Here is a 23,142-nt window from a genome sequence, read left to right as displayed (position 1 = left end):
GGTCCGGCGGCCAGTGGCCGCCGGACCGCCCGCTCAGAGCTCGCCGGTGAGGAACTGCGCGCGCCCGTGGCCGAAGGACCAGTCCGCGTCGGAGTTCTCGACGACCGAGACGACGACGTCGCTGGGCTCGATGCCGCAGCGGTGCTGCAGGTTCTCCACCAGCAGGGCGTAGAAGCGCTCCTTCTGCTCGCGGGTGCGCTGCCTGCTGGTCATCTGCAGGACGACGACGTCGTCGGTGCGCTCGATGCCCAGGCCCGTGTCGTGGACGACCATCTCACCGGGCGCGTGCTGGTGGACGACCTGGTAGCGGTCGCCGTAGGGCACCTCGAAGGCCTCCACGACGGCGTCGTGGGCGGCGTCCAGCAGGACGGTCAGGGCCTCGGGGGTGCGACCGGCGACGAGGTCGAAGCGGAGCAGGGGCACGGGCGTCTCCTCTCGATATGTCCTAACATTCTGACACATCTAGGTCACCGGGAGCGCGCCGGAACGCACGAGGGGGGCGGTGCCAGCGGCACCGCCCCCCTCGCCCTCACGACCGCCTCACCAGCGGTCGGCGTGCTCCTGGATCGCCTCGCGCATGAGGCGGCTGGACTCCTCGCGCTTCTCCTCCCAGGCGAAGACGCTGGCGCACAGCGCCCCGTCGAAGCCGACCTCGCCCAGCGCGGCGAAGATGCCGTCGAAGTCCACCTCGCCCTCACCGATGTTCAGGTGCTGGTGGATGCGCGCGGTCGAGCCGGGCGGGTTGATGATGTACCGCAGCCCGGAGGAGCCGCGGAAGTCGAACGTGTCCGCCACGTGGACGTGCCGCACGAGGTCCCCGGCGTAGCGGATGATCCCCGGGCCGTCGCCGCCCTGGTGGAAGGTGTGCGGGGTGCAGTAGACGAACCCCACCCACGGGCGGTCCAGGCCGCGCACGAGGTCCACCGCGCGGAAGCCGTCCTCGATGAAGTCGTCCGGGTGCGGCTCCAGGCGCAGCTCGATCCCGTTCGCCTCGAAGACGGGGGCCAGCTCCTCGAAGGAGTCGAGGAAGCGGGCCTCGCTGGCCTCGGGCAGCTCCGGGCGGCCGTTGAACTCCGACTGCACCACGGGCACGCCGAGCTCGGTCGTGACCTCCACGATGCGCTTGATGTTGCGCACCGCCTGGCGGCGCTCGTCCTCACCGGGGCCTGACCAGCGCTGCACGAACTGCGTGGAGCACACGCCCACACCGGCTGCGTCCAGGGCCTTGCGGAAGGCGCGCACCGTGGCCAGGTCCACGCGCGGGTGGCGGAAGAACGGGATGAAGTCCTCGCGCGGGGACAGCTCGATCCACTCGTAGCCGAGGTCCGCGACCAGGCCCGGCAGCTTCAGCAGCGGCACGTCGCGGAACATGTAGGTGTCCAGGGCGATCTGCATCGTCGTCGCCCCCTCAGACCCGGGCGCCGAGGTCGACCTCGACGCGGCGGCCGGTGCGCAGGGACTCCACGCCCGCGGCGCAGACGGCGGCGGCGGCGTACCCGTCCCACACGCCCGGGCCGTCGACGCCGGCACCGCTGCGGACGGCGTCCACCCAGCGCTGGAACTCGGTGTCGTAGGCGGCGCCGAAGCGCTCCTTGAAGTCGGCGGTGATGTGCCCGCCCCAGCCGGCCGCGGAGTGCTTCACCAGGCCGACGCCCAGGCCGATCCGCGCGCTGCCGCGCTCGGCGACCAGCTCGGTGCGCACCTCGTAGCCGAACGTGGTGTTGACGAAGATCTCCACGTCGACGAGCGCGCCGCTCCCGGTCTCCATGAGGACGAACTGCGGGTCCTGCAGACCCTCCGGGGCGTGCGAGGTGCGCCCGGGGGTCAGCACCGTGATGGCCCTGATCTCCTCGCCGAGCAGGAAGCGGGTCACGTCCACCTCGTGCACCACCGAGTCGAGGATGAGCTGCTCGGAGTTGAAGTTCGGCGGGGTGGTCGCGTTGCGGTGCGCGCAGTGCAGGAACAGCGGGCGGCCCAGCTCCTGCGAGGCGATGAGAGCGCGCAGCTGCTCGTACTCGGCGTCGAAGCGGCGCATGAAACCGACCTGCACGAGCTGGCGACCCAGGGCGCGCTCGGCCTCCACCACCTTGCGGGAGGTCTCGGGCGACGTGGTCAGCGGCTTCTCGCACAGGGTCGGCTTGCCGGCCTGCAGCGCCGTCAGCACGAGGTCCTCGTGGGTGAAGCCGGGGGTGGCGATGACGACCGCGTCGACCTCGGGGTCGGCGATGGCCGCGACCGGGTCGTGCAGGGCGCGCACGCCGAACTCGGCGGCCACGGCGTCGGTGCGGGCCGCGTCCACGTCGCTGACGGCCACGAGCTGGGCGCCCTTGGTCAGCTGCGCCAGGCGGCGGGCGTGGTCCTGGCCCATCATGCCGACGCCGAGCACGGCGACGCGGAGGTCCCGGTCGTAGCCCTGGCGCGCGGTGTGCCGGGTGTTCTGCGTCGCCGTGCTCATGTGCTGTCTCCTACCGTGCGTTCTCGTGCGGGGCCGCCAGGGCGGCGGCGTTCTCGGGGGTCTCGCCGGGGACGGAGAGCTCGTGGCTGAGGGCCGCGAGCTCGGCACCACCGGCCATCTCGTTGGTGAGCTCGTCCAGCGTGATCTCCTGCCGCGGCTTGTCCAGCGAGACGTGGCCGCGGTTGAGGATCACGAAGTGGTTGCCCACCAGGTAGGCGTGGTGCGGGTTGTGGGTGATGAAGATGACGCCCAGGCCCGCGTCGCGCGCCTTGGCGACGTACTTCAGCACCACCCCGGACTGCTTGACGCCCAGGGCCGCGGTCGGCTCGTCGAGGATGAGGACCTTGGCGCCGAAGTAGATCGCGCGGGCGATGGCGATGCACTGGCGCTGCCCACCGGAGAGGGCACCGACGGGGCGCTCGAGGTCGGGCACGTTGATGCCCATCTTCGTCAGCTCCTCGTCGGTGATCTGCATCATGCGCTTGACGTCGAGGTGCTTGAAGGGCCCGACGCCGGTGCGCAGCTCGGCGCCGAGGAAGAAGTTGCGCCAGATCGACATCAGCGGCACCAGCGCCAGGTCCTGGTAGACGGTGGCGATGCCGCGCTCCAGGGACTCCCTGGGGGAGGTGAAGCGCACCTGCTCGCCGTTGACCTCCACGGTGCCCTCGGTGTGCTGGTGCAGGCCGGCGATGATCTTGATGAGGGTCGACTTGCCGGCGCCGTTGTCACCGAGCACGCAGGTGATCTCGCCCTGCCTGACCGACAGCGACACCCCGCGCAGGGCGTGCACGTTGCCGTAGCTCTTGCCGACGTCGCTCAGCCGCAGGATCTCGGTGTTCGGGGAGTGCCCGGAGGAGCCGGTGCGCTCGTGGGTGTCGGTGCTCATCGGTCCCCTCACCTCTTCGCCGCGTGGTTCTTCACGACCAGGTTGACGATCGTGGCCAGCAGGAGCATCACGCCCAGGAACAGCTTGAACCAGTTCGCGTCCCAGCCGGCGTAGACGATGCCCAGGCTGGTCATGCCGAAGATCAGGGCGCCGATGGCCGAACCGACCGCCGAGCCGTACCCGCCGGTGAGCAGGCACCCGCCGACGACGGCGGCGATGATGTAGATGAACTCCTGGCCGACGCCGCCGCCGGACTGGATGGAGTCGAAGCTGAACAGCTGGTGCATGCCGACGAACCAGCCGCAGAAGCCGACCGTCATGAACAGGCCGATCTTCGTGCGCTTGACGGGGACGCCGACCGCGCGGGCGGAGGGGGCGTCACCGCCGACGGCGAAGATCCAGTTGCCCACCCGGGTGCGCAGCAGCGTCCAGGTGGCGATCGCCACGAACAGGATCCACCAGAACACGGTGATCCGGACACCGACCCCGCCGATGCTGATCGTCGAGGCGAACACCGCCCGGGCGGAGTCCCAGCCGTCCATGTCGGACACGGCACTGGAGGAGACGCCGCCGGTGAGCAGCTTCGTCACGCCCAGGTTGATGCCCTGCAGCATGAAGAACGTGCCCAGGGTGATGAGGAAGCTCGGCAGGCCGGTCCGCATGAGCAGCCAGCCGTTGAAGGCGCCGATCGCCAGCGCCACCAGCAGCGAGACGCCGACGCCGACCCACAGGTTCAACCGCAACTGGTAGGAGAACGTCGCGGCCGTCAGCGCCGTGGTGGTCACCACGACACCGGCGGACAGGTCGAACTCCCCGCCGATCATCAGCAGGGCCACCGCGACGGCCATGATGCCGATGGTCGAGCCGGCGTAGGCGACCGTGGCCAGCGAGGACGCCTGCCGGAAGGTGGGGGCCACGGCGGCGAAGAGGGCGAAGACCGCCAGCGCGCCGATGAGGGAGCCGATCTCCGGGCGGGAGAGCAGCCGCGAGCTGAAGGATCGGGTCTTGACCCGGTCGTCGCGGTCGCGGACCGCGGGCGCGGTGCCCGCGGGACTCACCGAGGTGCTCACCGGGGCCTCACCTGGTCCCGTTGGCGGCGAACTCCGCCACCTGGTCGACGTTGGTGGAGTCGATGAACGACGGGCCGGTCAGGGTCGCCTGCCCACCGCCGATGGTGTTGCCGTTGGTGTTGTACAGCCACAGCGAGTCCACCCCCAGGTAGCCCTGCAGGTAGGGCTGCTGGTCGATCGCCCACTGCACGTCGCCGTCCTGGATGGCGCCGATCAGCTCGGAGTTGGTGTCGAAGGTGACCACCTGCGCGTCGGAGCCCGCGGCGTCCACGGACTGCACCGCGGTCATCGCGAACGGTGCCCCCAGCGTGACGACCCGGTCGATGCTCGGGGACTGCTGCAGCTTCGAGGTGATCGACTGCTGCACGGACGGCATGTCGGTGCCGTTGACGTACAGCACCTCGCTGGTGCCGTTGAAGGTGTTGTCCACGCCGCGGCAGCGCGCCTCCAGGCCGACGTGCCCCTGCTCCTGGATGACGCACAGCTCGTGCTGGGCGCCCTCCTCGTTCAGCCGGGTGCCGGCGGCCTCACCGGCGAGCTCCTCGTCCTGGCCGAAGTAGCCGACGGCGCCGGACTCCTGCCAGTCCTCGAAGCCGCCGTTGAACGCCACGACCGGGATGCCGGCCTCCACGGCCTTCTGCACCACCGGGGTCAGGGCGTCGGCCTTGGCCATGGTGACGGCGATGCCGTCGACCCCGGAGTCGATGGCGCTCTGCACCAGGTTGACCTGGTCGCCGGCCTCCGGGGCGCCCTGGAAGTTCAGCTCGACGTTGTCCTTGGCGGCTGCGTCCTCGGCCCCGGAGCGGACGATGTCCCAGAAGGTGTCGCCGGGGGCGGCGTGGGTGATCATCGCGATCTCCATGCGCGGGGTGTCCGCCACGCCCGCGGCCGCCTCGTCACCCCCGGTCTCCTCGCGTCCACCGGAGGAGCTGCACCCCGCCACGGTCATCGCGGCCACGGCCACGAACGCGGCGACGGTCGTCCTGCGCGAGCGAATCCTCATCGATCCGTTCCCTTCTCCACGGGCGGTCGCGCCCGGTGCGTCGAACCCGCTGGGTCCCAGCGGGGTGGTGCGGGTCTGGTGCGAGACGGTGGTGCGGGGCGGTCCGTCAGGACTGCGGGAGCCGGCAGGACCGCAGGTAGCTGTAGGTGCGCTTGGCGATGGGCAGCGGGGCGTCGAAGGCGACCGGGTAGAGGTCCTGCTCGACGATGGCGAAGACGTCACGCCCCAGATCCTCCAGGGCGTCCAGGATCGGCGGCATGTCGGGGATCCCGTGCGGGGGCTCCACCATCGCACCGAGCTTGACGGCGTCCCCGAAGCCGAGGTCCTCCTGCTTGACCTTGGCGACCACCTGCGGGTCCACCTGCTTGAGGTGGGCGTAGGCGATGCGGTCGGGGTACCTGCGGATGATCTCCAGGTTGTCCCCGCCGGAGTAGCTGACGTGGCCGGTGTCCAGGCACAGCTTGACCGCGTCCGGGTCGGTCATCTCCAGGAAGCGCTCGATCTCGTCCTGGGTGTCGACGTGGGTGTCGGCGTGCGAGTGGAACGCCATCTGCAGGCCGTAGCCGTCCTTGATGGAGCGGCCGAGCCGGTCCATGCCGGAGGCCAGCCGCCGCCAGCCCTCGTCGTCCAGGGTGCGCGGCTCCAGGGCCTCACCGGTCTTGTCGCTGCGCCACTGGCCGGGGATGACCACCAGGTGGGTGCCGCCCATCGCGCGGGTCAGCTCCGCGACCTGCTCGACCTGCGCCCACGCCTCGTCGTAGTGGTCGGGGCGGTGCAGGGCCGCGAAGATGGTGCCCGCGGAGACCTTGAGGTTCCGGGGCGCCAGCGCGTCGGCCAGCTGCTGCGGGTCGGTCGGCAGGTAGCCGTACGGGCCCAGCTCGATCCACTCGTACCCGGCCTCGGCGACCTCGTCGAGGAAGCGGGTCCAGGGGGTCTGCAGCGGGTCGTCGGCGAACCAGACGCCCCAGGAGTCGGGGGCGGACCCGATGGTGATGCGGCTCACTGGTTGAACCCTCCCACGTCGTCGTGCGCTCCTGGCGGAGCGGGCACGGGAACTGTCGCGCGTGGCGCGCGACCTGTCAAGGATTTGTCCGGACATTCTGACTTGGTCGTGCACCGCCCACCCGTCACCGGCGGGCGTCAGAGCAGCGGTCGCTGGCGCGCCTTGTGCTGCTCGTACTCCACGCGGGCGCTCTGCGTGGAGGCCAGGTGCGAGACCTCCGAGACCGGCACGTCCCACCAGCCGCCGCCGTCGGGCGCCTCGGAGTACAGGTCGGTCTCCACGTGCACCAGCGTCGACTCCTCCGACGCCTTCGCGTCGCGCAGCGCCGCCACCAGCTCCTCGCGGGTGTTCACCCGCAGCACCCGCACCCCCAGGCTCTCCGCGTTCGCGGCGAGGTCCACGGGCAGCTTGCCGCCGGCCAGGTGGCCCTGCTCGTCGCGGTAGCGGTACTTCGTGCCGTAGCGCTGCGATCCGCGCGACTCGCTGAGCGCGCCGATGGAGGCGAACCCGTGGTTCTGCAGCAGCACCACGATCACCTTCACCCGCTCCTGCACGGCGGTGACCAGCTCGGTGGGCATCATCAGGTAGGAGCCGTCCCCGACCGTGATGAACACGTCCCGGTCCGGCGCGGCCATGCGCACCCCGATGCCGCCGGGGATCTCGTAGCCCATGCAGGAGTAGCCGTACTCCACGTGGTAGCCCTTGCGCTCACGGGTGCGCCACATGCAGTGCAGGTCGCCCGGGAGCGAACCGGCAGCGCACACCACGACGTCGCGCGGGTCGGCCACCTCGTCGACGGCGCCGAGCACCTCGGCCTGCGCCAGCACGCCGTTGCGCTCCCCCAGGCCCGAGCGGTAGTACCGCTCCACCACGGCGTCCCACTCGCGGTTCAGCCGCGCGGCGCGCTCGCGGTACGCGTCCGGGGTGGAGAACCCCTCCAGCGCCGTCCCCAGCGCGTCCAGCGCCTCGCGGGCGTCCGCCAGCACCGGCAGGCCGGCGTGCTTGACGGCGTCCAGCCCGGCGACGTTGATGTTGACGAACCGCACGCCGGGGTTCTGGAACGCGGTGCGCGAGGCGGTGGTGAAGTCGGAGTAGCGGGTGCCGATGCCGATGACGAGGTCCGCCTCGGCGGCGATCTCGTTGGCCGCGGTGGTGCCCGTGGAACCGATGGCCCCCAGGCACAGCGGGTGGTCGTACGGCAGCGTGCCCTTGCCGGCCTGCGTCTGGCCCACGGGGATGCCGGTGGTCTCCACGAACGCGCGCAGCGCGTCGTCGGCGCCCGAGTAGGTCACGCCGCCGCCGGCGACGATCATCGGCGCCTTCGCAGCGCGGACCAGCGCCGCCGCCTCCTCGATCAGCGCCTTCTCCGGCACCGGGCGGGCGACGCGCCAGGTGCGCTCGCGGAACAGCTCCAGCGGCCAGTCGAACGCCTCCGCCTGCACGTCCTGGGGCAGGCAGACGGTGGCCGCGCCGGTCAGCGCGGGGTCGGTGAGCACCCGCATCGCCCCCAGCAGGGCGGCGGGCAGCTGCTCCGGGCGCCAAACCCGGTCGAAGAAGCGCGACAGCGGCCGGAACGCGTCGTTGACGGAGACGTCGTACCCGGAGTCCAGCTCCAGCTCCTGCAGGACGGGGGAGGCGACGCGCGTGGCGAAGATGTCGCTCGGCAGCAGCAGCACCGGCAGGCGGTTGACGGTCGCCAGCGCGGCACCGGTGAGCATGTTCGACGAGCCCGGGCCGATGGAGGCCGTCACGGCCATCGCCTGCAGCCGGTCCTTCTGGCGGGCGTAGCCGACGGCGGTGTGCACCATCGCCTGCTCGTTGCGCCCGGTGATGTAGGGCACCTGCGCGGCGGGCTTCCAGCCGTCACCGGCGTCGGCCTCCAGCTCGGCCTCCAGCAGCGCCTGCCCGACACCGGCCACGTTGCCGTGGCCGAAGATCCCGAGCACGCCGCCGAAGAACTGCCGGCGCTGCCCGTCGCGCTCGGTGAACTGGCTGCTGAGGAAGCGCACGACCGCCTGGGCGACGGTCAGGCGGACGGTGCCCGCGGCGGTGGGGGTTTCTGCGCTCATGGCGATCGGCTCCGATCGGTCCGTGTGGTCGAGGGGGGGTGTTCAGGCGCCGCTGGGCGCGGAGCAGAAGGGCAGCCGGGGGTCGACGTCCTGGGTCTCCCACGTGCCGCGGACCCAGCCGTGGGCGGGGTCGTCGCAGATCCTCCAGGCCCGCTCCTGCTCGGGGCCGGCCATGACGTTGAGGTAGTACATGTCGTGCGAGGGCGAAGCGATGGACGGGCCGTGCCAGCCGTGCGGGATGAGCACGACGTCGCCGGAGCGGACCTCCTCGAGCACGTCGATCGGCCGCTCGGGTTCGCCGTACACGCGCTGGTACCCCAGCCCCGAGTCCGCGCCGGGGGTGCCGGCGGGGGCGAGGGAGCGGAACTCGAAGTAGTAGACCTCCTCCAGCTCGCTCTCCACGTCGCTGGTGCGGTCGTGCCGGTGCGGCGGGTAGGAGGACCAGTTCGCCGCCGGGGTGAGCACCTCGCAGGCGATGAGCTTGTCGGTCTCGAACGCCTGCGGGGTGGCGAAGTTGTTCACCTGCCGGCTGCACCGCCCCGCCCCGCGCAGCTCCACCGCCACGCCGGAGGCCGGGCCGTAGCGGAAGGGAAGGCGCCGGCCGGCCCGGGCGCCGGGGAAGGACAGCACGGCACCGTCGCGGCTGCTCACCCGCACGGTGCTGTCGCGCCCGACGTAGGCGAAGTCGCTCACCGCGTCGAACACGCTCGTGCGGCCGTCGAGGTCGAGGGCCTCACCGTCGGCCTCGACGCGCGCCGAACCCGACAGGGGCAGGACGATCAGCTCCTCCTCCCCCGTGCCGAACTCGTGGGCGGCCCCGGGGGCGAGGGTCAGCGTGCGCAGGCTGGAGAAGCCCCAGCCCGCGTCCTCGGGGGTCACCACGAGGTCGAACCCGTCGCGAGCGGCGCTGCCGCGGGGCAGGTGCAGGGCGTTGTCCGCCACGTCCGTCAGTCCTCTTCCTCGGTCGTCGGGTGGGGTTTCAGTGCACCAGCGAGGCGGCGGTGCGCACGGCGGCGGCCACGTCGTCGTCCGGCGGGTACAGCAGGGTGCGCCCGACGGTCAGCCCGCGCACCGACGGCAGCGAGAGGGCCTTCTGCCAGGTCGCGAACGTCTCCTCGGGGGAGGTGGTGGGGTCCCCGCCGAGCAGCACGGTGGGCAGCGTCGTGGCCTCCATGACGCGCTCCATCTCGTCCACGACGGGCAGCTTCAGCCACGTCCAGGCGGTGGTGCGGCCCAGCGCCTGCGCCACGTTCACCGACTTGATGACGCCGTCGGCGGTCAGGTCGTGCTTGACCTTCCCGCCCTCGCGGCGCGACCAGAACGGCTCGATCATCGCGATGAGCCGGCGGGCGGCCAGTTCGCTGATGGCGTCGGCGGAGGCGGTGAGCGTCGGCAGGGTGCCGGGGTCGTCCAGCGCGATGCGGGTGAGGAACTTCCCGCCGTCGAGGTTGGCGTCGGCGATCGCCTGCGCGTCGTAGCCGGTGAAGCGGTCGTCGAGCTCGAAGGAGGCGCCGTGCAGGCCGCCGCGGTTCATCGACCCGAAGACGACCTTGCCCTCCAGCGCCCCGAGGAGGGTGAGGTCCTCGATGATGTCGGCGCTGCCCAGCAGCCCGTCCACGCCGGGGTCGGCCAGCGCCACGCGCAGGCGGTCCAGCAGCTCGGTGCGGCTGGCCATCGCCATCGGCCGGTCCCCCACGCCGTTCGTGCCGCGCGCGGGGTGGTCGGCCGCGATGATCATCAGCCGGCCGTCGGCGGGCAGCACGTGCCCGCGGCGGCGGCGGGCGCGGGACAGCTCGGCGATGCGCTCGGGGCGGAACGCGCGGACGTCGGAGACCTCCGCGTAGTCCCGGGCGAACCCCGGGGCGGGTGCGGTGTTCTCAGGCACGGGCTGCGACCTCCTCGAGCAGGGCCTCGACCTCGGCGGTCGTCGGCATGGCGGTGGAGCACTCCCGGCGGGTGGCGACGATCGCCCCGGCCGCGTTCGCGAAGCGCAGCACGCGCTCCAGGTCCCAGCCGGACAGCAGCCCGTGGCACAGCGCACCGCCGAAGCCGTCGCCGGCACCGAGGCCGTTGGTGACCTCCACGGGGGTGGGGGGCACCTCGACGACCTCGTCGCGGGTCATGCCGAGCACGCCGCGCGGGCCCTGCTTGACGATCGCGACCTCCACCCCGGCGTCGAGCAGCGCCTCGGCCGCGCGGCGGGGCTCGGTCTCGCCGACGGCGATCTCGCACTCCTCCTTGTTGCCGACCGCGACCGTCACGTGCGGCAGGGCCCGGCGCACCTCGGCGGTGGCCTCGGCGGGGTCCTTCCAGAACATGGGCCGGTAGTCCAGGTCCAGCACGGTCAGCGGCCGGCGGGCACGGGCCTGCCAGGCGGCGTGGTGCGCCCCGCGGCTGGGTTCCTCGCTCAGGCCCGTGACCGTCGCCCAGAACACGCCGGCGCGGGAGATCGCCTCCAGGTCCAGCTCCTCCGCGCGGATCCGCAGGTCCGGCGCGGTGGGCAGGCGGTAGAACAGCAGCGGGAAGTGGTCCGGCGGGTAGATCTCGCAGAACGCCAGCGGGGTGTTCAGCCCCTCCACGGCGGAGACGAAGGCGTCGGAGACGCCGAACTCGGCCAGCGCCTTGTGCACGAAGGTGCCGAAGGCGTCCTCACCGGTGCGGGTGATGACGGCGGAGGAGCGGCCGTGGCGGGCAGCGGCGACCGCGACGTTCGTGGCGCTGCCGCCGAGGTACTTGCCGAAGGTCTCGACGTCCTCCAGCCCCACGTTGTCCTGCAAGGGGTACAGGTCGACACCGACCCTGCCCATCGTCACCACGTCGAACGCGGCGCTGCTGCTCACGCGAGCCTCCCTGAATCGTCGTCGGGCCTCGTACCGGCGGAACCGGAGCCCGCCCGGGAGGGAGCGCTCCGGTGCGCCCTGGAGCGGTGCGTCCCTCCCGGGCGGGTGCGTCGCCCGGGCCGCATCGGCGCGGTGACGGGTCCAGCCTGCTGTCCGGCCCGAGCGCTGTCAAGCATATGTCAGGACAAATCGACATGCTGACGTGAAAGGCACCCGGCGGCTAGCATGGCGCGACGGCCGGCAGCGGCTGAGCAGCGACGCTGAGCACAGGAGCCCCGCGGTGGACGACCTCTTCGACGACCTGGACCGGTCCAGCCCGGTCCCCCTCTACTTCCAGGTCGCCCGGCAGATCGAGCAGGCGATCGAGGGCGGCAAGCTGCCCCCGGGTTCCCGCCTGGAGAACGAGATCCACCTGGCCGACCGCCTGGGCCTGTCCCGCCCCACGATGCGCCGGGCCATCCAGCAGCTCGTCGACAAGGGGCTGCTCGTGCGCAAGCGCGGCGTGGGCACCCAGGTCGTGCACGGGCAGGTCACCCGCCCCGTGGAGCTGACGAGCCTGCACGACGACCTGGCCGCCAACGGGCAGCGCCCCACCACGAAGGTGCTCGTGCACGAGGTGGTGCCCGCCTCCGGCGAGGTGGCCGCGTCCCTGACGGTCGTCGAGGGCAGCCCCGTGCTGCACCTGCGGCGGCTGCGCTCCTCCGCCGACGAACCGCTGGCCGTGCTGGAGAACTGGCTGCCCGAGCCGTTCACCGACCTCAGCGAGTCCAGCCTCGCCGAGCGCGGCATGTACCAGCTGCTGCGCTCGCGCGGCGTGGGGATGCGGGTGGCGCGCCAGCGCATCGGCGCCCGGCGCGGCACCGCGGAGGAGTGCTCCCTGCTCGACGAGACCCGCGGCAGCCCGCTGCTGACCATGGAGCGCACCACCCACGACGACTCCGGCCGTGCCGTCGAGTGGGGCCGGCACGTCTACCGCGCCAGCCGGTACGCGTTCGAGGTCACCCTCGTCGACCGCTGAACCGCCGCACCACCGCTCCCCGTCCGCACCCCGTGTCCCCAGGAGGTCCCGTGGCACTGCTGCCCGGCAAGGTCGTGCTCGTCAGCGGCGGCACCCAGGGGGTGGGGGCCGCCGTGGCGCGCGCGGCCGTCCGCGAGGGGGCCGCCGTGGTCGTCACCGGCCGGCGCCCCGACCCCGGCGAGGCCCTCGCCGCCGAGCTGACCGCCGCCGGCGGCGACGCCGCGTTCGTGCGGGCGGACGTCGCGGACGTGGCGCAGGCGCGCGCGTCGGTGGCGGCCGCGGTGCAGCGCCACGGCCGCGTCGACCACCTCGTCAACGCCGCCGGCCTCACCGCGCGCGGCACGCTGCTCGACACGACGCCGGAGCTGTTCGACGCCCACGTCGCGGTGAACCTGCGCGCGCCCTTCTTCCTGATGCAGGAGGTGGTGCGCCACCTGCTCTCGCGCGGCGCCGCCGGCAGCGTCGTCAACGTCATCTCCTCCTCCGAGCACGGCGGGCAGCCGTACCTGGCGCCGTACGTCGCCGCCAAGGCGGGTCTGGCGGGGCTGACCCGCAACGCCGCCCACGCGCACCGCCGCGACCGCATCCGCGTCAACGGCCTGGACATCGGCTGGACCGCCACCGAGGGCGAGGACGCGACCCAGCGGGAGTTCCACGGTGCCGGTGACGGCTGGGCCGAGGCCGCCGGGCGGGACCTGCCGATGGGCCGGCTGGCGGACCCGGACGAGATCGCGGAGATGGTCGTGTTCCTGCTGTCCGACCGCTCCGGCGTCGTCACCGGCTCGGTGATCGACTGGGACCAGAACGTCCTGGGCGCCCTGGACTGATCCCCTCCCCCGGACCCGCCGGGGCGAGCAGCGCGAACCTGGAGGAACCCGTGCGCCTCGGACTCGTCGGCCTCGGCCGCATCGGCGCGTTCCACGCCGCCACCCTCACCGAGCTGGAGGGCGTCGACTCCCTCGTCGTCGCCGACGTCGCCCCCGCCGCGGCGCGGGCGGTCGCGCAGCGCCACCCCGATCTCGTCACCACCGCCGCCGACGCCGCGGAGGTGCTGGCCTCCGGGGTCGACGGGCTCGTCGTGGCCGCCGCGACCGACGCGCACCCCGAACTGCTCCTGGCCGCGGTCGAGGCCGGGGTCCCGGTGTTCTGCGAGAAACCCGTCGCCCGGGAGGCGGCCGACGCGGTGGCCGTGCTGCGCCGCGTCGAGGCGAGCGGCGTGCCCGTCCAGATCGGCTACAACCGCCGCTTCGACGCGGCCGTGGCCGCGGCCCGCGAGGCGGTGCGCAGCGGCGCTCTGGGCAGGCTGCACACGGTGCGCTCCACGACGATGGACCCGGCCCCGCCGCCGGCGGCGTACCTGGCCACCTCCGGCGGGATCTTCCGCGACTGCAGCGTGCACGACTTCGACGCGGTGCGCTTCGTCACCGGCCGCGAGGTCGTCGAGGTGTACGCCACGGGCAGCGCCCACGGCGAGGAGGTGTTCGCCGAGCTGGGCGACGTGCACACCTCCGCCGCCGTGCTCACCCTCGACGACGGGGCGATCGCCCTGGTCTCGAACACGCGGTGCAACGCGCGCGGCTACGACGTGCGGATGGAGCTGCACGGCACGGCCGACAGCGTCGCGGTCGGCCTGGAGGACCGGCTGCCGCTGCGCTCGCTGGAACCGGGCGCGACGTTCCCCGCCGGGGTGCCGCACACGTTCTTCGTGGACCGCTTCGCCGACGCCTACCGCGCGGAGCTGCGCGCGTTCACCGAGGTGGTCGCCGGGCTGCGGCCCTCGCCGTGCACGGTCGCCGACGCGGTGGAGGCCGGGTGGGTCGCCGAGGCGTGCGCGCTGTCGCTGCGCGAGCACCGGCCGGTGCGGGTGGCGCAGGTGCGGCGGGACACCGCGCCCGGCTGAGCACCGTGGACCTCGCCGTGGACCGCGCGGTTCACGGCGCGGGCTCGGCGAGGGCCGCGGCGCAGGCGGCCAGGTCCTCGCGCAGCCGCCGCTCCCGCTCGGCGCCCAGCGGCGCGAGCATCCGCCGCTCGACCGCGCGGACGGCGGTGCTGGCCGCGCGCAGCGCCTCGCGGCCGGCGTCCGTCAGCTCCACGGGCAGGGCCCGGCCGTGCGGGGCGCTGGGCGCCCTGGTGACCAGGCCGCGCTCGGCCAGGCCCCGCAGGACGCCGTGGGTGGCCTGGCGCGTGACGAAGGCGCCGCGGGCCAGTTCGGCGCTGGACAGCCCGGGCCGCCGCTCGAGCAGCTCCAGGCAGGCGTACTGCGGCACGGTCAGGTCCAGCGGCCGCAGGACCGCGTCCATCGCCGCGCGCAGGGCGGAGGCGGCCTGCTTGAGCGCGTACCCGGCCGACTCCCCGAGCGGGCCGACGGTCTCCCCTTGACTCACGTCAAGAGCTTGACACACACTGCCCAGTGTCAAGACCTTGACACGTGAGGAGAACCACCGTGACCGTCACCGGACCCGACTTCCTGGCCCTGCAGGTGCGCGACCTGGAGCGCGCCGCCGCCTTCTACGAGCAGCGCCTGGGCCTGCGCCGCGCCCCCACCGGCCCGCCGCACGCGGTCGTCTTCGACACCAGCCCCGTGCCGCTCGCCGTGCGCGAGCCCCTGCCCGGCGTCGACCTGGACGCCGCTGCGCGCCCGGGCCTCGGCGTCGCGCTGTGGTTGCACGCCGACGACGCCCAGGAGCTGCACGACGACCTCGCCGCCGCCGGCACGCCGATCCTCAGCCCCCCGGTCGACGGGCCGTTCGGGCGCACGTTCACGTTCGCCGACCCCGACGGGTACGCCGTCACGGTCCACGACCGCGCCTGAGCGCGGGGGCCTACCGTGGGGACGCCCCAGCCCGCGGCAGAGAGGCCCGCACGATGAGCACCCCCACCACCCCGGCCACCCCCGCCTGGTTCACCCCGGCCGACTGCGACCTCGACGCGTTCCGCGCCGTCGTGGAGCAGGACACCGACCCGGGCGAGCACCCGTGGGCCGACACCGTCGAGCAGGGCGTCCCCGTCTACGGCGAGCGGCTGCGCGGCCACCTGGAGGACCCCGCCGAGCGCCGCGACGTGCAGGCGGAACTGGTCCGCACCCTCGCCGCCGGGCCCGGGATCGTCGTGTTCCGCGGGGCGTTCGAGGCGGACGTCGTGGACCGGGCCACGGCGGTGTTCCGCGCGCTGATCGCCGAGCAGAGGGCCGCCGGCGTCAGCGGCGGGGACCACTTCGCCAAACCCGGTGCGAACGATCGGGTGTGGGGAGCGCTGGACAAGTTCGCGCTGCGGGACCCGGAGGCGTTCTGCGACTACTACGCCAACGACCTCCTGGCGCTGACCTGCGAGGCCTGGCTCGGGCGCGGCTACCAGGTCACCTCGCAGGTGAACGTCGTCAACCCGGGCGGCACCGCCCAGCGCGCCCACCGCGACTACCACCTGGGGTTCATGGACCGGGAGCAGGCGCTGGCGTACCCGGCCCACGTGCACGCCCTGTCCCCCGCGCTCACCCTGCAGGGCGCGGTGGCGCACGTCGACATGCCCGTGGAGAGCGGGCCGACGCTGTACCTGCCGCACTCGCAGAAGTTCCCCGCCGGCTACGTCGCGTTCCACCAACCGGAGTTCACGGAGTACTTCGAGGAGCACCGGGTGCAGCTGCCGCTGCGCAAGGGGGACGCGGTGTTCTTCAACCCCGCCCTCTTCCACGGGGCCGGGTCGAACGTGTCGGCCGACGTGTCGCGCATGGCGAACCTGCTGCAGGTGTCCTCGGCGTTCGGCCGCGCGATGGAGACCGTGGACACCACCGCGGTCAGCTCCGCGGTGTTCGGGGCCCTGCGCACCCGGCGCACGGCGGGCGCCGCGGAGCGGGAGCTGCGCAACGTCGTGGCGACCGCCGCGGAGGCGTACGCGTTCCCCACCGACCTCGACCGCGACCCGCCGATCGGCGGCCTGGCGCCCGCCACCCAGGCCGACCTGCTGTGGCGGGCGCTGGCGGAGGACTGGGAGCAGCAGCGGCTGGAGGGGGAACTGGCCGCGCACGAGGGGCGCCGCCGCTGGGGGGTGCGCTGACCGACGCCCCCGGAGGGACGGCGAGGGCCCGCGGCCGCCGTGGCGACCGCGGGCCCGTCTCGTGCGGTGGGCGCGTCAGCCGCGCACGCTCGCACTCCCCGCAGCGGCGCTCTGCGCGCCGTCGGCGGCTGCACCGTCCTTGCCCGGGCGGGGCAGCTTGACCGCCAGGATCGGCACGTCGGCCTCCATGAGCAGTTCCTGCGACAGGCTGCCGAGGACGGCCTTGCCGACCGGGGAGCGCCGGCGCACCCCGATGACGAGGCGCTCCACCCTCCCGGAGCGCTCGGCCAGGGCGTCCAGGACGGCCTCGGCGGTGTTGCGCCGGGCCCGCCGGTCGACGACCTCCAGCCGCAGCCCCTCCGGGGCCTCGGAGACGTCCAGGGCGCTCAGCCGGAGGTTCACCACCACCAGGTCGGTGCCCAGGCGCTTCGCCTCGGCGTAGGCCGCCTCCAGGGCGTTCTGCCCCTCGGCGGAATCGGTGACCGCGACCATGACGGACATGCGTGGAACTCCTCTGCGCTCAGGCGTACTCGTGGCGGAACCGGTTCTCCAGCTCCTCCAGGGAGTGGCCGCGAGTCTCGGGCACCATCCTCCAGCAGAAGAGGATCGCCACCGCACCCAGGGCCGCGAACACGAAGAACGTGTTGGAGATGCCGACACCGGTCACGGGGTCGACGAGCTGCGGGAAGAAGTAGGCCACGAGGAAGTTCGTGATCCACAGGATGAACACGCTGATGCCCAGGCCGATGCCGCGCAGCTTCAGCGGGAAGATCTCCGCGAGCATCAGCCAGACCAGCGGCCCGATGGTGCCCTGCATGACGAAGACGAACGCCACCACCAGGACGAGGATCGTGTAGCTGCGCAGCGTCCCCTCGGGCAGCACGTTCGCCATGATCCCGATGAGCAGGTGCATCGTCGTGGTCCCGATGAAGCCGGCGAGGAGCATCGTGCGCCGGTCGATCCGGTTGATGAGGGCCAGTCCGGTGAGGATGCCGGCCATGCTGAAGACGCCGTTGAAGATGTTGGCGATCAGGGCGCCGGTCGCGGAGAAACCCGCCTCCTGCAGCAGTTGGGTGCCGTAGTACATGATCGAGTTGATGCCGGTGAGCTGCTGGAAGATCGCCAGGCCGGCGCCGATGACGACGAGCCGCCGCACCCAGCGGGTGCCCAGGTCGGAGAAGCCGCCGATGTGCGCCTGCTCCTCCTCCTCGGCCAGCGCGTGGACCTCCGCGAGCTCCGCCTCGGCGCGCTCGGGTGAGCGCACCTGCTTCAGCACGGCGAGGGCCTCCTCGTCGCGCCCCTGGGAGACCAGCCAGCGCGGGCTCTCCGGCATGCGGAGCATGCCGAAGAACAGGGCGATCGCCGGCAGGGCGGCGATGGCGAGCATGTACCGCCAGACGTGCTCCTCGGAGCCCCACACGGTGCCGATGACGGCGTTGATGGCGAAGGCCGCGGTCTGGCCGGCGACGATCATCACCTCGTTGCGGGTGACGAGCCCGCCGCGGCGCTCCGCGGGCGAGATCTCCGCGAGGTAGACGGGGACGGTCACGGACGCACCACCCACCGCCAGGCCCAGCAGGAAGCGGGCGGGGACGAGCACCAGGAGGCTGGGCGCCAGGACGCAGGCCAGCGTGCCGACGAAGAAGAGCACGGCCAGCAGGATGATGTTCTTGCGCCGCCCCTGGCGGTCCGACAGGCGCCCGCCGAGCGCCGCACCGATCGCGGCACCGAAGAGCAGGGAACTGGTGACCAAGCCTTCCTGCTGCGCCGTCATGCCGAAGTACGCGATCATCGGGTCGAGCGCACCGTTGATGACACCGGTGTCGTAGCCGAAGAGCAGGCCGCCGAAGGTCGCGATGACGGCGACGAGGCCGAGGCGGCGGGAGTGGGGGCCGCGGGTGTCCGGCGGCAGCGCCGGCAGCCCGGTGGCGGTCGTTCCGTGCGTCGGTGAGGCCATGGGGAACCCTTCGTGCGTGCTGCGTCGCAGCGTCGATCGGGTGCGGGGCGGTGGGGCGACGACCGTGCCGGCGGCCCCTCCTCGTTCCCCGTCGAACAGCGCCCGCGCCTGGCGGCCCGGCCCGACGACCGTAAGGATTCCTGGTCAGTATGTCAAGACATACTGACGTGATGACAGAGGTCGAAGACGCGTCAGCCCCCGCGGCGGCACCGCGGGGGCTGACGAGCAGGGGCCGCCCGGCCCCCGTGACCTCAGGCGCCGAAGCGCGCCGGCAGGGTCGCGGAGTGCGCCTCGCGCAGCTCCGCCAGGGGCACGGTGAACAGGCCCTGCACGTCCAGGGAGGGCTCCTCCCCCTCGGACACGCCGTCGGGGGCGTCGGTCACCCCGATGCGCAGGTGCGCCAGGCCGCGCGCGGTGCACACGTCCGTGAACCGCACCTCGTCCTCGCGCGGCACCGCCACGACCACGCGGCCCGCGGACTCCGAGAACAGGGCGGTGAACGGGTCGAGGCCGTCGCGCTCGCAGAGCTCGTCCAGCCACACGCGCGCGCCCACGCCGAAGCGCAGGCAGCTCTCCACGAGGGCCTGTGCGAGGCCGCCGTCGGACAGGTCGTGGGCGGCGTCCACCAGGCCGTCGCGCGAGCAGTTCACCAGCACGTCCGCCAGCAGCTTCTCGTGCGCCAGGTCCAGCACCGGCGGCAGCCCGCCCAGGTGGCCGTGCTCGGCCCACGCCCACTCCGAACCGCCCAGCTCATCGCGGGTGGTGCCCAGCAGGTAGAGGTTCTGCCCGGCCTCGCGCCACCCCGAGGGGGTGCGGCGCGAGACGTCGTCGAGCACGCCGAGCACGCCGATCACCGGGGTGGGCAGGACCGCGGAGTCCAGGCCGGCGTCGCCGGTCTGGTTGTACAGCGACACGTTGCCGCCCGTCACGGGCACGCCCAGCGCCTCGCACGCCTCGGCCAGGCCCTGCACGGCCTCCGCGAACTGCCACATGACACCCGGGTCCTCCGGGGAGCCGAAGTTCAGGCAGTCGGTGACCGCCAGCGGCTTCGCGCCGGTGGTGGCGACGTTGCGGTACGCCTCCGCCAGCGACAGCTGCGCACCGGTGCGCGGATCGAGCTTCGCGTACCGGCCGTTGCCGTCCAGGGACAGCGCCACGCCCAGCCCGGTGCTCTCGTCCACGCGCACCACGCCGGCGTCGTCGGGCATCGCCAGGGTCGTGTTGCCCAGCACGTAGCGGTCGTACTGGTCGGTCACCCACGCACGGCTGCACAGGTTCGGGGAGGCGACCATCCGCAGCAGCGTGGCGCGCAGCTCCTCGCCGCCCGCCGGGCGCGGCAGGCGCTGCGCCGTCGGGGCGTCGGCCTGCAGCGCGTCCTGGGAGGCGGGGCGCGCGTACGGGCGCTGGTAGACGGGGCCCTCGTGGGCCACGGTGCGCGGCGGCACGTCCACGACCGTCTCGCCGTGCCACTGCACCACCAGGTGGTCGCCGCCGGTGACCTCGCCGAGCACGGCGGCCTCGACGTCCCACTTGGCCGTCACCGCGAGGAACTCGTCGATGTTCGCCGGGGTGACCACGGCCATCATCCGCTCCTGCGACTCGCTCATGAGGATCTCCTCCGGCGAGAGGGAGGGGTCGCGCAGCGGCACCCGGTCCAGGTGGATGAGCATGCCGCCGTCACCGGCGCTGGCCAGCTCGCTGGTCGCGCACGACAGCCCCGCACCGCCCAGGTCCTGGATGCCCTCGACCAGTCCGGCGTGGAACAGCTCCAGGCAGCACTCGATGAGGACCTTCTCCTGGAACGGGTCCCCCACCTGCACCGCGGGGCGCTTGCTCGGCCCGCCGGCCTCGAACGTCTCCGACGCCAGCACCGACACCCCGCCGATGCCGTCGCCGCCGGTGCGGGCACCGAAGAGCACCACGAGGTTGCCTGCGCCGCGGGCGTTCGCCAGGTGCAGGTCCTCGTGCTTCAGCGCCCCCAGGCACAGCGCGTTGACCAGCGGGTTGCCCTGGTAGGAGGGGTCGAAGACGACCTCGCCGCCGATGTTGGGCAGGCCGATGCAGTTGCCGTACCCACCCACGCCGGAGACCACGCCGGGCACCACGCGGGCGGTGTCCGGGTGGTCGATCGCCCCGAAGCGCAGGGAGTCCATGACGGCGATCGGGCGCGCGCCCATCGCCATGATGTCGCGGATGATGCCGCCCACGCCGGTGGCCGCGCCCTGGTAGGGCTCGACGTAGCTGGGGTGGTTGTGGCTCTCCACCTTGAACGTGACGGCCCAGCCGTCGCCGATGTCGACCACGCCGGCGTTCTCGCCGATGCCCACCATGAGGGACGTCTTCATCTCGTCCGTCAGGTGCTCGCCGAAGGTGCGCAGGTGCACCTTGGACGACTTGTAGGAGCAGTGCTCGCTCCACATCACCGAGTACATCGCCAGCTCCGCGCCCGTGGGCCGCCGGCCCAGGATCTCGCGGATGCGCGCGTACTCGTCGGCCTTCAGGCCCAGCTCGGCCCACGGCTGCTCGCGCTCGGGCGTGGCGGTGGCGCGCTCGACCGTGTCCAGGGCGCGCGCGGTCGGCACGACGGGGGCGCTCACGCGCCCACCGCCGCCAGGCCCGCGGCCAGCACGGAGGTGAACAGGCCCAGCCCGTCGGTGCCGGGGCCGTAGCCGTCCTCCACCGCGTGCTCGGGGTGCGGCATGAGACCCACGACGTTGCCGCGCTCGTTGGCGATGCCGGCGATGTCGCGCAGGGAGCCGTTGGGGTTGGCGCCCAGGTAGCGGAAGACCACGCGGCCCTCGCCCTCCAGGCGGTCCAGGGTGGCCTCGTCGGCGACGAAGCCGCCCTCGCCGTTCTTCAGCGGCACGGTGATCTCGGCACCGGCCTCGAAGGAGGACGTCCACGCCGTCGCGGTGGACTCCACGCGCAGGCGCTGGTCCGTGCACACGAACTTCTGGTGGTCGTTGCGCACGAGGGCACCGGGCAGCAGGTGCGACTCGCACAGCACCTGGAAGCCGTTGCAGATGCCGAGCACGGGCATCCCGCGCTGCGCACCGGCGACGACCTCGCCCATCACGGGCGCGAAGCTGGCGATGGCGCCGCAGCGCAGGTAGTCGCCGTAGGAGAAGCCGCCCGGCAGGACGACCGCGTCCACGCCGCGCAGGTCCGCGTCGGCGTGCCACAGGGCCACCGGCTCGGCCCCGGCCAGGCGCACCGCGCGCCGGGCGTCGCCGTCGTCCAGCGAACCGGGGAAGGTGACGACGCCGACCTTCACGCGGACACCTCCTCCGCGGCGCGGACGGAGACGACGTCCTCGATGACCGGGTTGGACAGCAGCTTCTCGGCGGCGGTGCGGGCCTGCTCGAGGACCTCCGGGGTGACCTCCCCGTCGACCTCCAGCTCGAACCGCTTGCCCTGGCGGACGCCGGTGAAGGCGTCGAAGCCGAGGCGCGGCAGGGCGCCGACGACGGCCTTGCCCTGCGGGTCGAGGATCTCGGGTTTCGGCATGACGTCGATGACGACGCGGCCCATGCGCGGCGCTCCTTCGAGGGGGTGGACCGAGGCGGGTTCGGCTGCCCCCAGGCTACCGCCGCGGCGCCGCGCCCCCGTCCGCCGGGACGCGGTCGTCCTCGACGTCCCAGCCGGCGAGCGCGTGCGGCAGGCCCCGGTGCCCGCGGGTCGTCCACACCGCGACCGCCGCGGCCACCGCCAGCGCGGCCGCCAGCGACGAGGCGACCGCCGGCCCGGAGGTGTTCAGCAGGTGGAAGCCGCCGGCCCCGCCCATCCAGCGCAGCACCGCCCGCCACGGGGCGCGCGGCCCGCGCGGGCGCAACCGCACCGCCGCCTCCCCGGGGGTGCGCCCGCCGGCCAGCACCTGCGCCAGCAGCAGCGCCGCCGGCAGCAGGCTCGCCAGCAGCAGCACCACCGCGCGGTCCGCGGCCGGCGGCACGTCCAGCCCGGCGCCCACCACCAGCGCCCGCCAGGTGAACGCCGCGGCCGCGCCCGCTCCGGTGAGCAGGACGACGTCGCCGGCCATTCCCAGCAGGCGCCGCCAGGCCGTCACCGGGCGCGCCACCCGCGCCGGCCCGGTCTCCTGCCCGGGCAGGCGCCGCAGCAGCGGGGCGGCCAGCGCACCCAGCAGGGCGCCGGCGGTGTTGGCGGCCAGGTCGTCGACGTCGAAGAGGCGGTACGCGCACGGGTACAGGGACCACACCCCGGTCAGCTGGGTCAGCTCCACCAGCACCGACACGCCCAGGCCCGTCAGGACGGCGCCGGGCACCCCCCGCCGCGTCAGGTGGCGCACGAACGCCCCCAGCGGCACGAAGAGCGCCACGTTGAAGGCGAACTGCTGCAGGGCGGCGTTGGCGACGACGTCGGCGGGGGTGCGCAGCCCCAGGCCGGCGGCGTCGGCGAGGAACCGGCCCGGCACCAGCTGCGGGCGCTCACCGCCGTCGGCGCACAGCTGCGCGGTGCTCGCCGGCAACGGCAGCAGCGTGTACGCGACGATCGCCAGGGCGTGCACGAGGACGGCGAGCGCCAGCACGGACGGCACCAGCCCGACGGTGCCGCGGCGGCGGAACTGCACCGCCACGTACGGCACGAACAGGGCCGTCGCCAGCAGCACGCCGCCGGCGACGGCGACCACGGCCGGCAGCAGCAGGCGGTTCACGCCCGCTCCCGCCGGGGACGGCCGGCGGCGCGGCGGCGGGTCCGGGGGTGCACGGGCCCAGCCTCGCGCAGCGGCGGTGCCCGGTCGCGCCGGGCGGGCACCCGGACGGCCCCCTGGGGCGG

The 23,142-nt window shown here is 73.4% G+C and carries 23 protein-coding genes; 5 read left to right on the top strand and 18 right to left on the bottom strand.

The genetic code is table 11. The features are described 5' to 3' along the window. Positions 1-33 precede the first annotated feature (33 nt). From V9U69_RS09435 to iolC, 11 genes are all read right to left on the bottom strand, one after another. Positions 34-423, bottom strand: a complete 390-nt coding sequence (locus V9U69_RS09435; protein WP_337061431.1) for a tautomerase family protein — start codon at positions 421-423, stop codon at positions 34-36. A gap of 117 nt (positions 424-540) precedes the next feature. Next, the gene (locus V9U69_RS09430; protein ID WP_337061429.1) at positions 541-1,395 is read right to left on the bottom strand and encodes a sugar phosphate isomerase/epimerase family protein; all 855 of its coding nucleotides are present in this window, start codon (positions 1,393-1,395) and stop codon (positions 541-543) included. Between the two features lie 13 nt (positions 1,396-1,408). After that, positions 1,409-2,455: a Gfo/Idh/MocA family protein gene (locus V9U69_RS09425; protein ID WP_337061428.1), complete on the bottom strand. Its 1,047-nt coding sequence runs from the start codon at positions 2,453-2,455 to the stop codon at positions 1,409-1,411. A gap of 10 nt (positions 2,456-2,465) precedes the next feature. Next, complete coding sequence (locus V9U69_RS09420) at positions 2,466-3,341, bottom strand: ATP-binding cassette domain-containing protein (RefSeq protein WP_337061426.1); 876 nt, start codon at positions 3,339-3,341, stop codon at positions 2,466-2,468. Positions 3,342-3,349: 8 nt separating this feature from the next. Continuing rightward, entirely contained in the window at positions 3,350-4,411 is a 1,062-nt protein-coding gene (locus V9U69_RS09415; RefSeq protein WP_337061424.1) for an ABC transporter permease, read from the bottom strand. 7 nt (positions 4,412-4,418) lie between these two features. Continuing rightward, the gene (locus V9U69_RS09410; RefSeq protein ID WP_337061423.1) at positions 4,419-5,414 is read right to left on the bottom strand and encodes a sugar ABC transporter substrate-binding protein; all 996 of its coding nucleotides are present in this window, start codon (positions 5,412-5,414) and stop codon (positions 4,419-4,421) included. A 106-nt stretch (positions 5,415-5,520) separates the two neighbouring features. Then, a complete protein-coding gene (locus V9U69_RS09405; RefSeq protein WP_337061421.1) occupies positions 5,521-6,417 on the bottom strand; it encodes a sugar phosphate isomerase/epimerase family protein in 897 nt (298 codons plus the stop codon). Between the two features lie 137 nt (positions 6,418-6,554). Beyond that, positions 6,555-8,486: a 3D-(3,5/4)-trihydroxycyclohexane-1,2-dione acylhydrolase (decyclizing) gene (gene iolD / locus V9U69_RS09400; protein ID WP_337061419.1), complete on the bottom strand. Its 1,932-nt coding sequence runs from the start codon at positions 8,484-8,486 to the stop codon at positions 6,555-6,557. A 42-nt stretch (positions 8,487-8,528) separates the two neighbouring features. Beyond that, entirely contained in the window at positions 8,529-9,428 is a 900-nt protein-coding gene (gene iolB, locus V9U69_RS09395) for a 5-deoxy-glucuronate isomerase (protein WP_337061417.1), read from the bottom strand. Between the two features lie 37 nt (positions 9,429-9,465). Next, positions 9,466-10,371, bottom strand: a complete 906-nt coding sequence (locus V9U69_RS09390; RefSeq protein WP_337061415.1) for a Cgl0159 family (beta/alpha)8-fold protein — start codon at positions 10,369-10,371, stop codon at positions 9,466-9,468. Beyond that, positions 10,364-11,293 carry a 5-dehydro-2-deoxygluconokinase gene (gene iolC, locus V9U69_RS09385; RefSeq protein ID WP_442907697.1) on the bottom strand — a complete coding sequence of 310 codons (930 nt, stop codon included), beginning with the start codon at positions 11,291-11,293 and terminating at the stop codon, positions 10,364-10,366. Before iolC ends, V9U69_RS09390 begins: the two co-directional genes overlap by 8 nt. Positions 11,294-11,606: 313 nt before the next feature. Here iolC and V9U69_RS09380 point away from each other — a divergent pair, with 313 nt between their 5' ends. The 3 genes from V9U69_RS09380 to V9U69_RS09370 are packed head-to-tail and all read left to right on the top strand — an operon-like array spanning position 11,607 to position 14,244. Beyond that, positions 11,607-12,344, top strand: a complete 738-nt coding sequence (locus tag V9U69_RS09380; RefSeq protein WP_337061412.1) for a GntR family transcriptional regulator — start codon at positions 11,607-11,609, stop codon at positions 12,342-12,344. Positions 12,345-12,394: 50 nt separating this feature from the next. Continuing rightward, a complete protein-coding gene (locus tag V9U69_RS09375; RefSeq protein ID WP_337061410.1) occupies positions 12,395-13,171 on the top strand; it encodes an SDR family oxidoreductase in 777 nt (258 codons plus the stop codon). Positions 13,172-13,221: 50 nt separating this feature from the next. Continuing rightward, positions 13,222-14,244 (top strand): Gfo/Idh/MocA family protein, encoded by a 1,023-nt coding sequence (locus V9U69_RS09370; protein ID WP_337061409.1) that lies wholly within the window; start codon positions 13,222-13,224, stop codon positions 14,242-14,244. Between the two features lie 31 nt (positions 14,245-14,275). Here the strand turns inward: V9U69_RS09370 and V9U69_RS09365 are convergent, their stop codons facing one another. Beyond that, positions 14,276-14,728, bottom strand: coding sequence for a MarR family winged helix-turn-helix transcriptional regulator (locus V9U69_RS09365; protein ID WP_337061408.1), 453 nt, complete (start codon positions 14,726-14,728; stop codon positions 14,276-14,278). Between the two features lie 59 nt (positions 14,729-14,787). Between V9U69_RS09365 and V9U69_RS09360 the strand changes: the two genes are divergently transcribed. Next, the gene (locus V9U69_RS09360; protein ID WP_337061406.1) at positions 14,788-15,156 is read left to right on the top strand and encodes a VOC family protein; all 369 of its coding nucleotides are present in this window, start codon (positions 14,788-14,790) and stop codon (positions 15,154-15,156) included. Between the two features lie 53 nt (positions 15,157-15,209). Continuing rightward, on the top strand, positions 15,210-16,394 hold the full coding sequence (locus V9U69_RS09355) for a phytanoyl-CoA dioxygenase family protein (RefSeq protein WP_337061404.1): 1,185 nt from the start codon (positions 15,210-15,212) through the stop codon (positions 16,392-16,394). A 75-nt stretch (positions 16,395-16,469) separates the two neighbouring features. Here the strand turns inward: V9U69_RS09355 and V9U69_RS09350 are convergent, their stop codons facing one another. From V9U69_RS09350 to V9U69_RS09325, 6 genes are all read right to left on the bottom strand, one after another. Next, positions 16,470-16,895 (bottom strand): universal stress protein, encoded by a 426-nt coding sequence (locus V9U69_RS09350; protein WP_337061402.1) that lies wholly within the window; start codon positions 16,893-16,895, stop codon positions 16,470-16,472. A gap of 19 nt (positions 16,896-16,914) precedes the next feature. Further along, entirely contained in the window at positions 16,915-18,351 is a 1,437-nt protein-coding gene (locus V9U69_RS09345; RefSeq protein ID WP_337061400.1) for a sugar porter family MFS transporter, read from the bottom strand. A 251-nt stretch (positions 18,352-18,602) separates the two neighbouring features. Continuing rightward, positions 18,603-20,948, bottom strand: coding sequence for a phosphoribosylformylglycinamidine synthase subunit PurL (gene purL / locus V9U69_RS09340; protein WP_337061398.1), 2,346 nt, complete (start codon positions 20,946-20,948; stop codon positions 18,603-18,605). Then, entirely contained in the window at positions 20,945-21,625 is a 681-nt protein-coding gene (gene purQ / locus V9U69_RS09335; RefSeq protein WP_337061397.1) for a phosphoribosylformylglycinamidine synthase subunit PurQ, read from the bottom strand. Before purQ ends, purL begins: the two co-directional genes overlap by 4 nt. Next, a complete protein-coding gene (gene purS / locus V9U69_RS09330) occupies positions 21,622-21,882 on the bottom strand; it encodes a phosphoribosylformylglycinamidine synthase subunit PurS (RefSeq protein WP_337061395.1) in 261 nt (86 codons plus the stop codon). Before purS ends, purQ begins: the two co-directional genes overlap by 4 nt. Positions 21,883-21,934: 52 nt before the next feature. Next, positions 21,935-23,020, bottom strand: coding sequence for a VanZ family protein (locus tag V9U69_RS09325; RefSeq protein WP_337061394.1), 1,086 nt, complete (start codon positions 23,018-23,020; stop codon positions 21,935-21,937). Positions 23,021-23,142: the final 122 nt, after the last annotated feature.

This window comes from Kineococcus sp. G2 (assembly GCF_037154035.1).
In the GTDB taxonomy this organism is placed as follows: domain Bacteria; phylum Actinomycetota; class Actinomycetes; order Actinomycetales; family Kineococcaceae; genus Kineococcus.
This window is presented reverse-complemented; position numbering and strand designations above follow the sequence as displayed.

Coding starts and splice junctions, on each gene's coding strand:
- V9U69_RS09425 (WP_337061428.1), bottom strand. CDS start 2,455: ATGAGCACGGCGACGCAGAACACCCGGCACACCGCGCGCCAGGGCTAC.
- iolD (WP_337061419.1), bottom strand. CDS start 8,486: ATGAGCGCAGAAACCCCCACCGCCGCGGGCACCGTCCGCCTGACCGTC.
- V9U69_RS09410 (WP_337061423.1), bottom strand. CDS start 5,414: ATGAGGATTCGCTCGCGCAGGACGACCGTCGCCGCGTTCGTGGCCGTG.
- V9U69_RS09345 (WP_337061400.1), bottom strand. CDS start 18,351: ATGGCCTCACCGACGCACGGAACGACCGCCACCGGGCTGCCGGCGCTG.
- V9U69_RS09350 (WP_337061402.1), bottom strand. CDS start 16,895: ATGTCCGTCATGGTCGCGGTCACCGATTCCGCCGAGGGGCAGAACGCC.
- V9U69_RS09420 (WP_337061426.1), bottom strand. CDS start 3,341: ATGAGCACCGACACCCACGAGCGCACCGGCTCCTCCGGGCACTCCCCG.
- V9U69_RS09430 (WP_337061429.1), bottom strand. CDS start 1,395: ATGCAGATCGCCCTGGACACCTACATGTTCCGCGACGTGCCGCTGCTG.
- purS (WP_337061395.1), bottom strand. CDS start 21,882: ATGGGCCGCGTCGTCATCGACGTCATGCCGAAACCCGAGATCCTCGAC.
- iolC (WP_442907697.1), bottom strand. CDS start 11,293: ATGGGCAGGGTCGGTGTCGACCTGTACCCCTTGCAGGACAACGTGGGG.
- V9U69_RS09355 (WP_337061404.1), top strand. CDS start 15,210: ATGAGCACCCCCACCACCCCGGCCACCCCCGCCTGGTTCACCCCGGCC.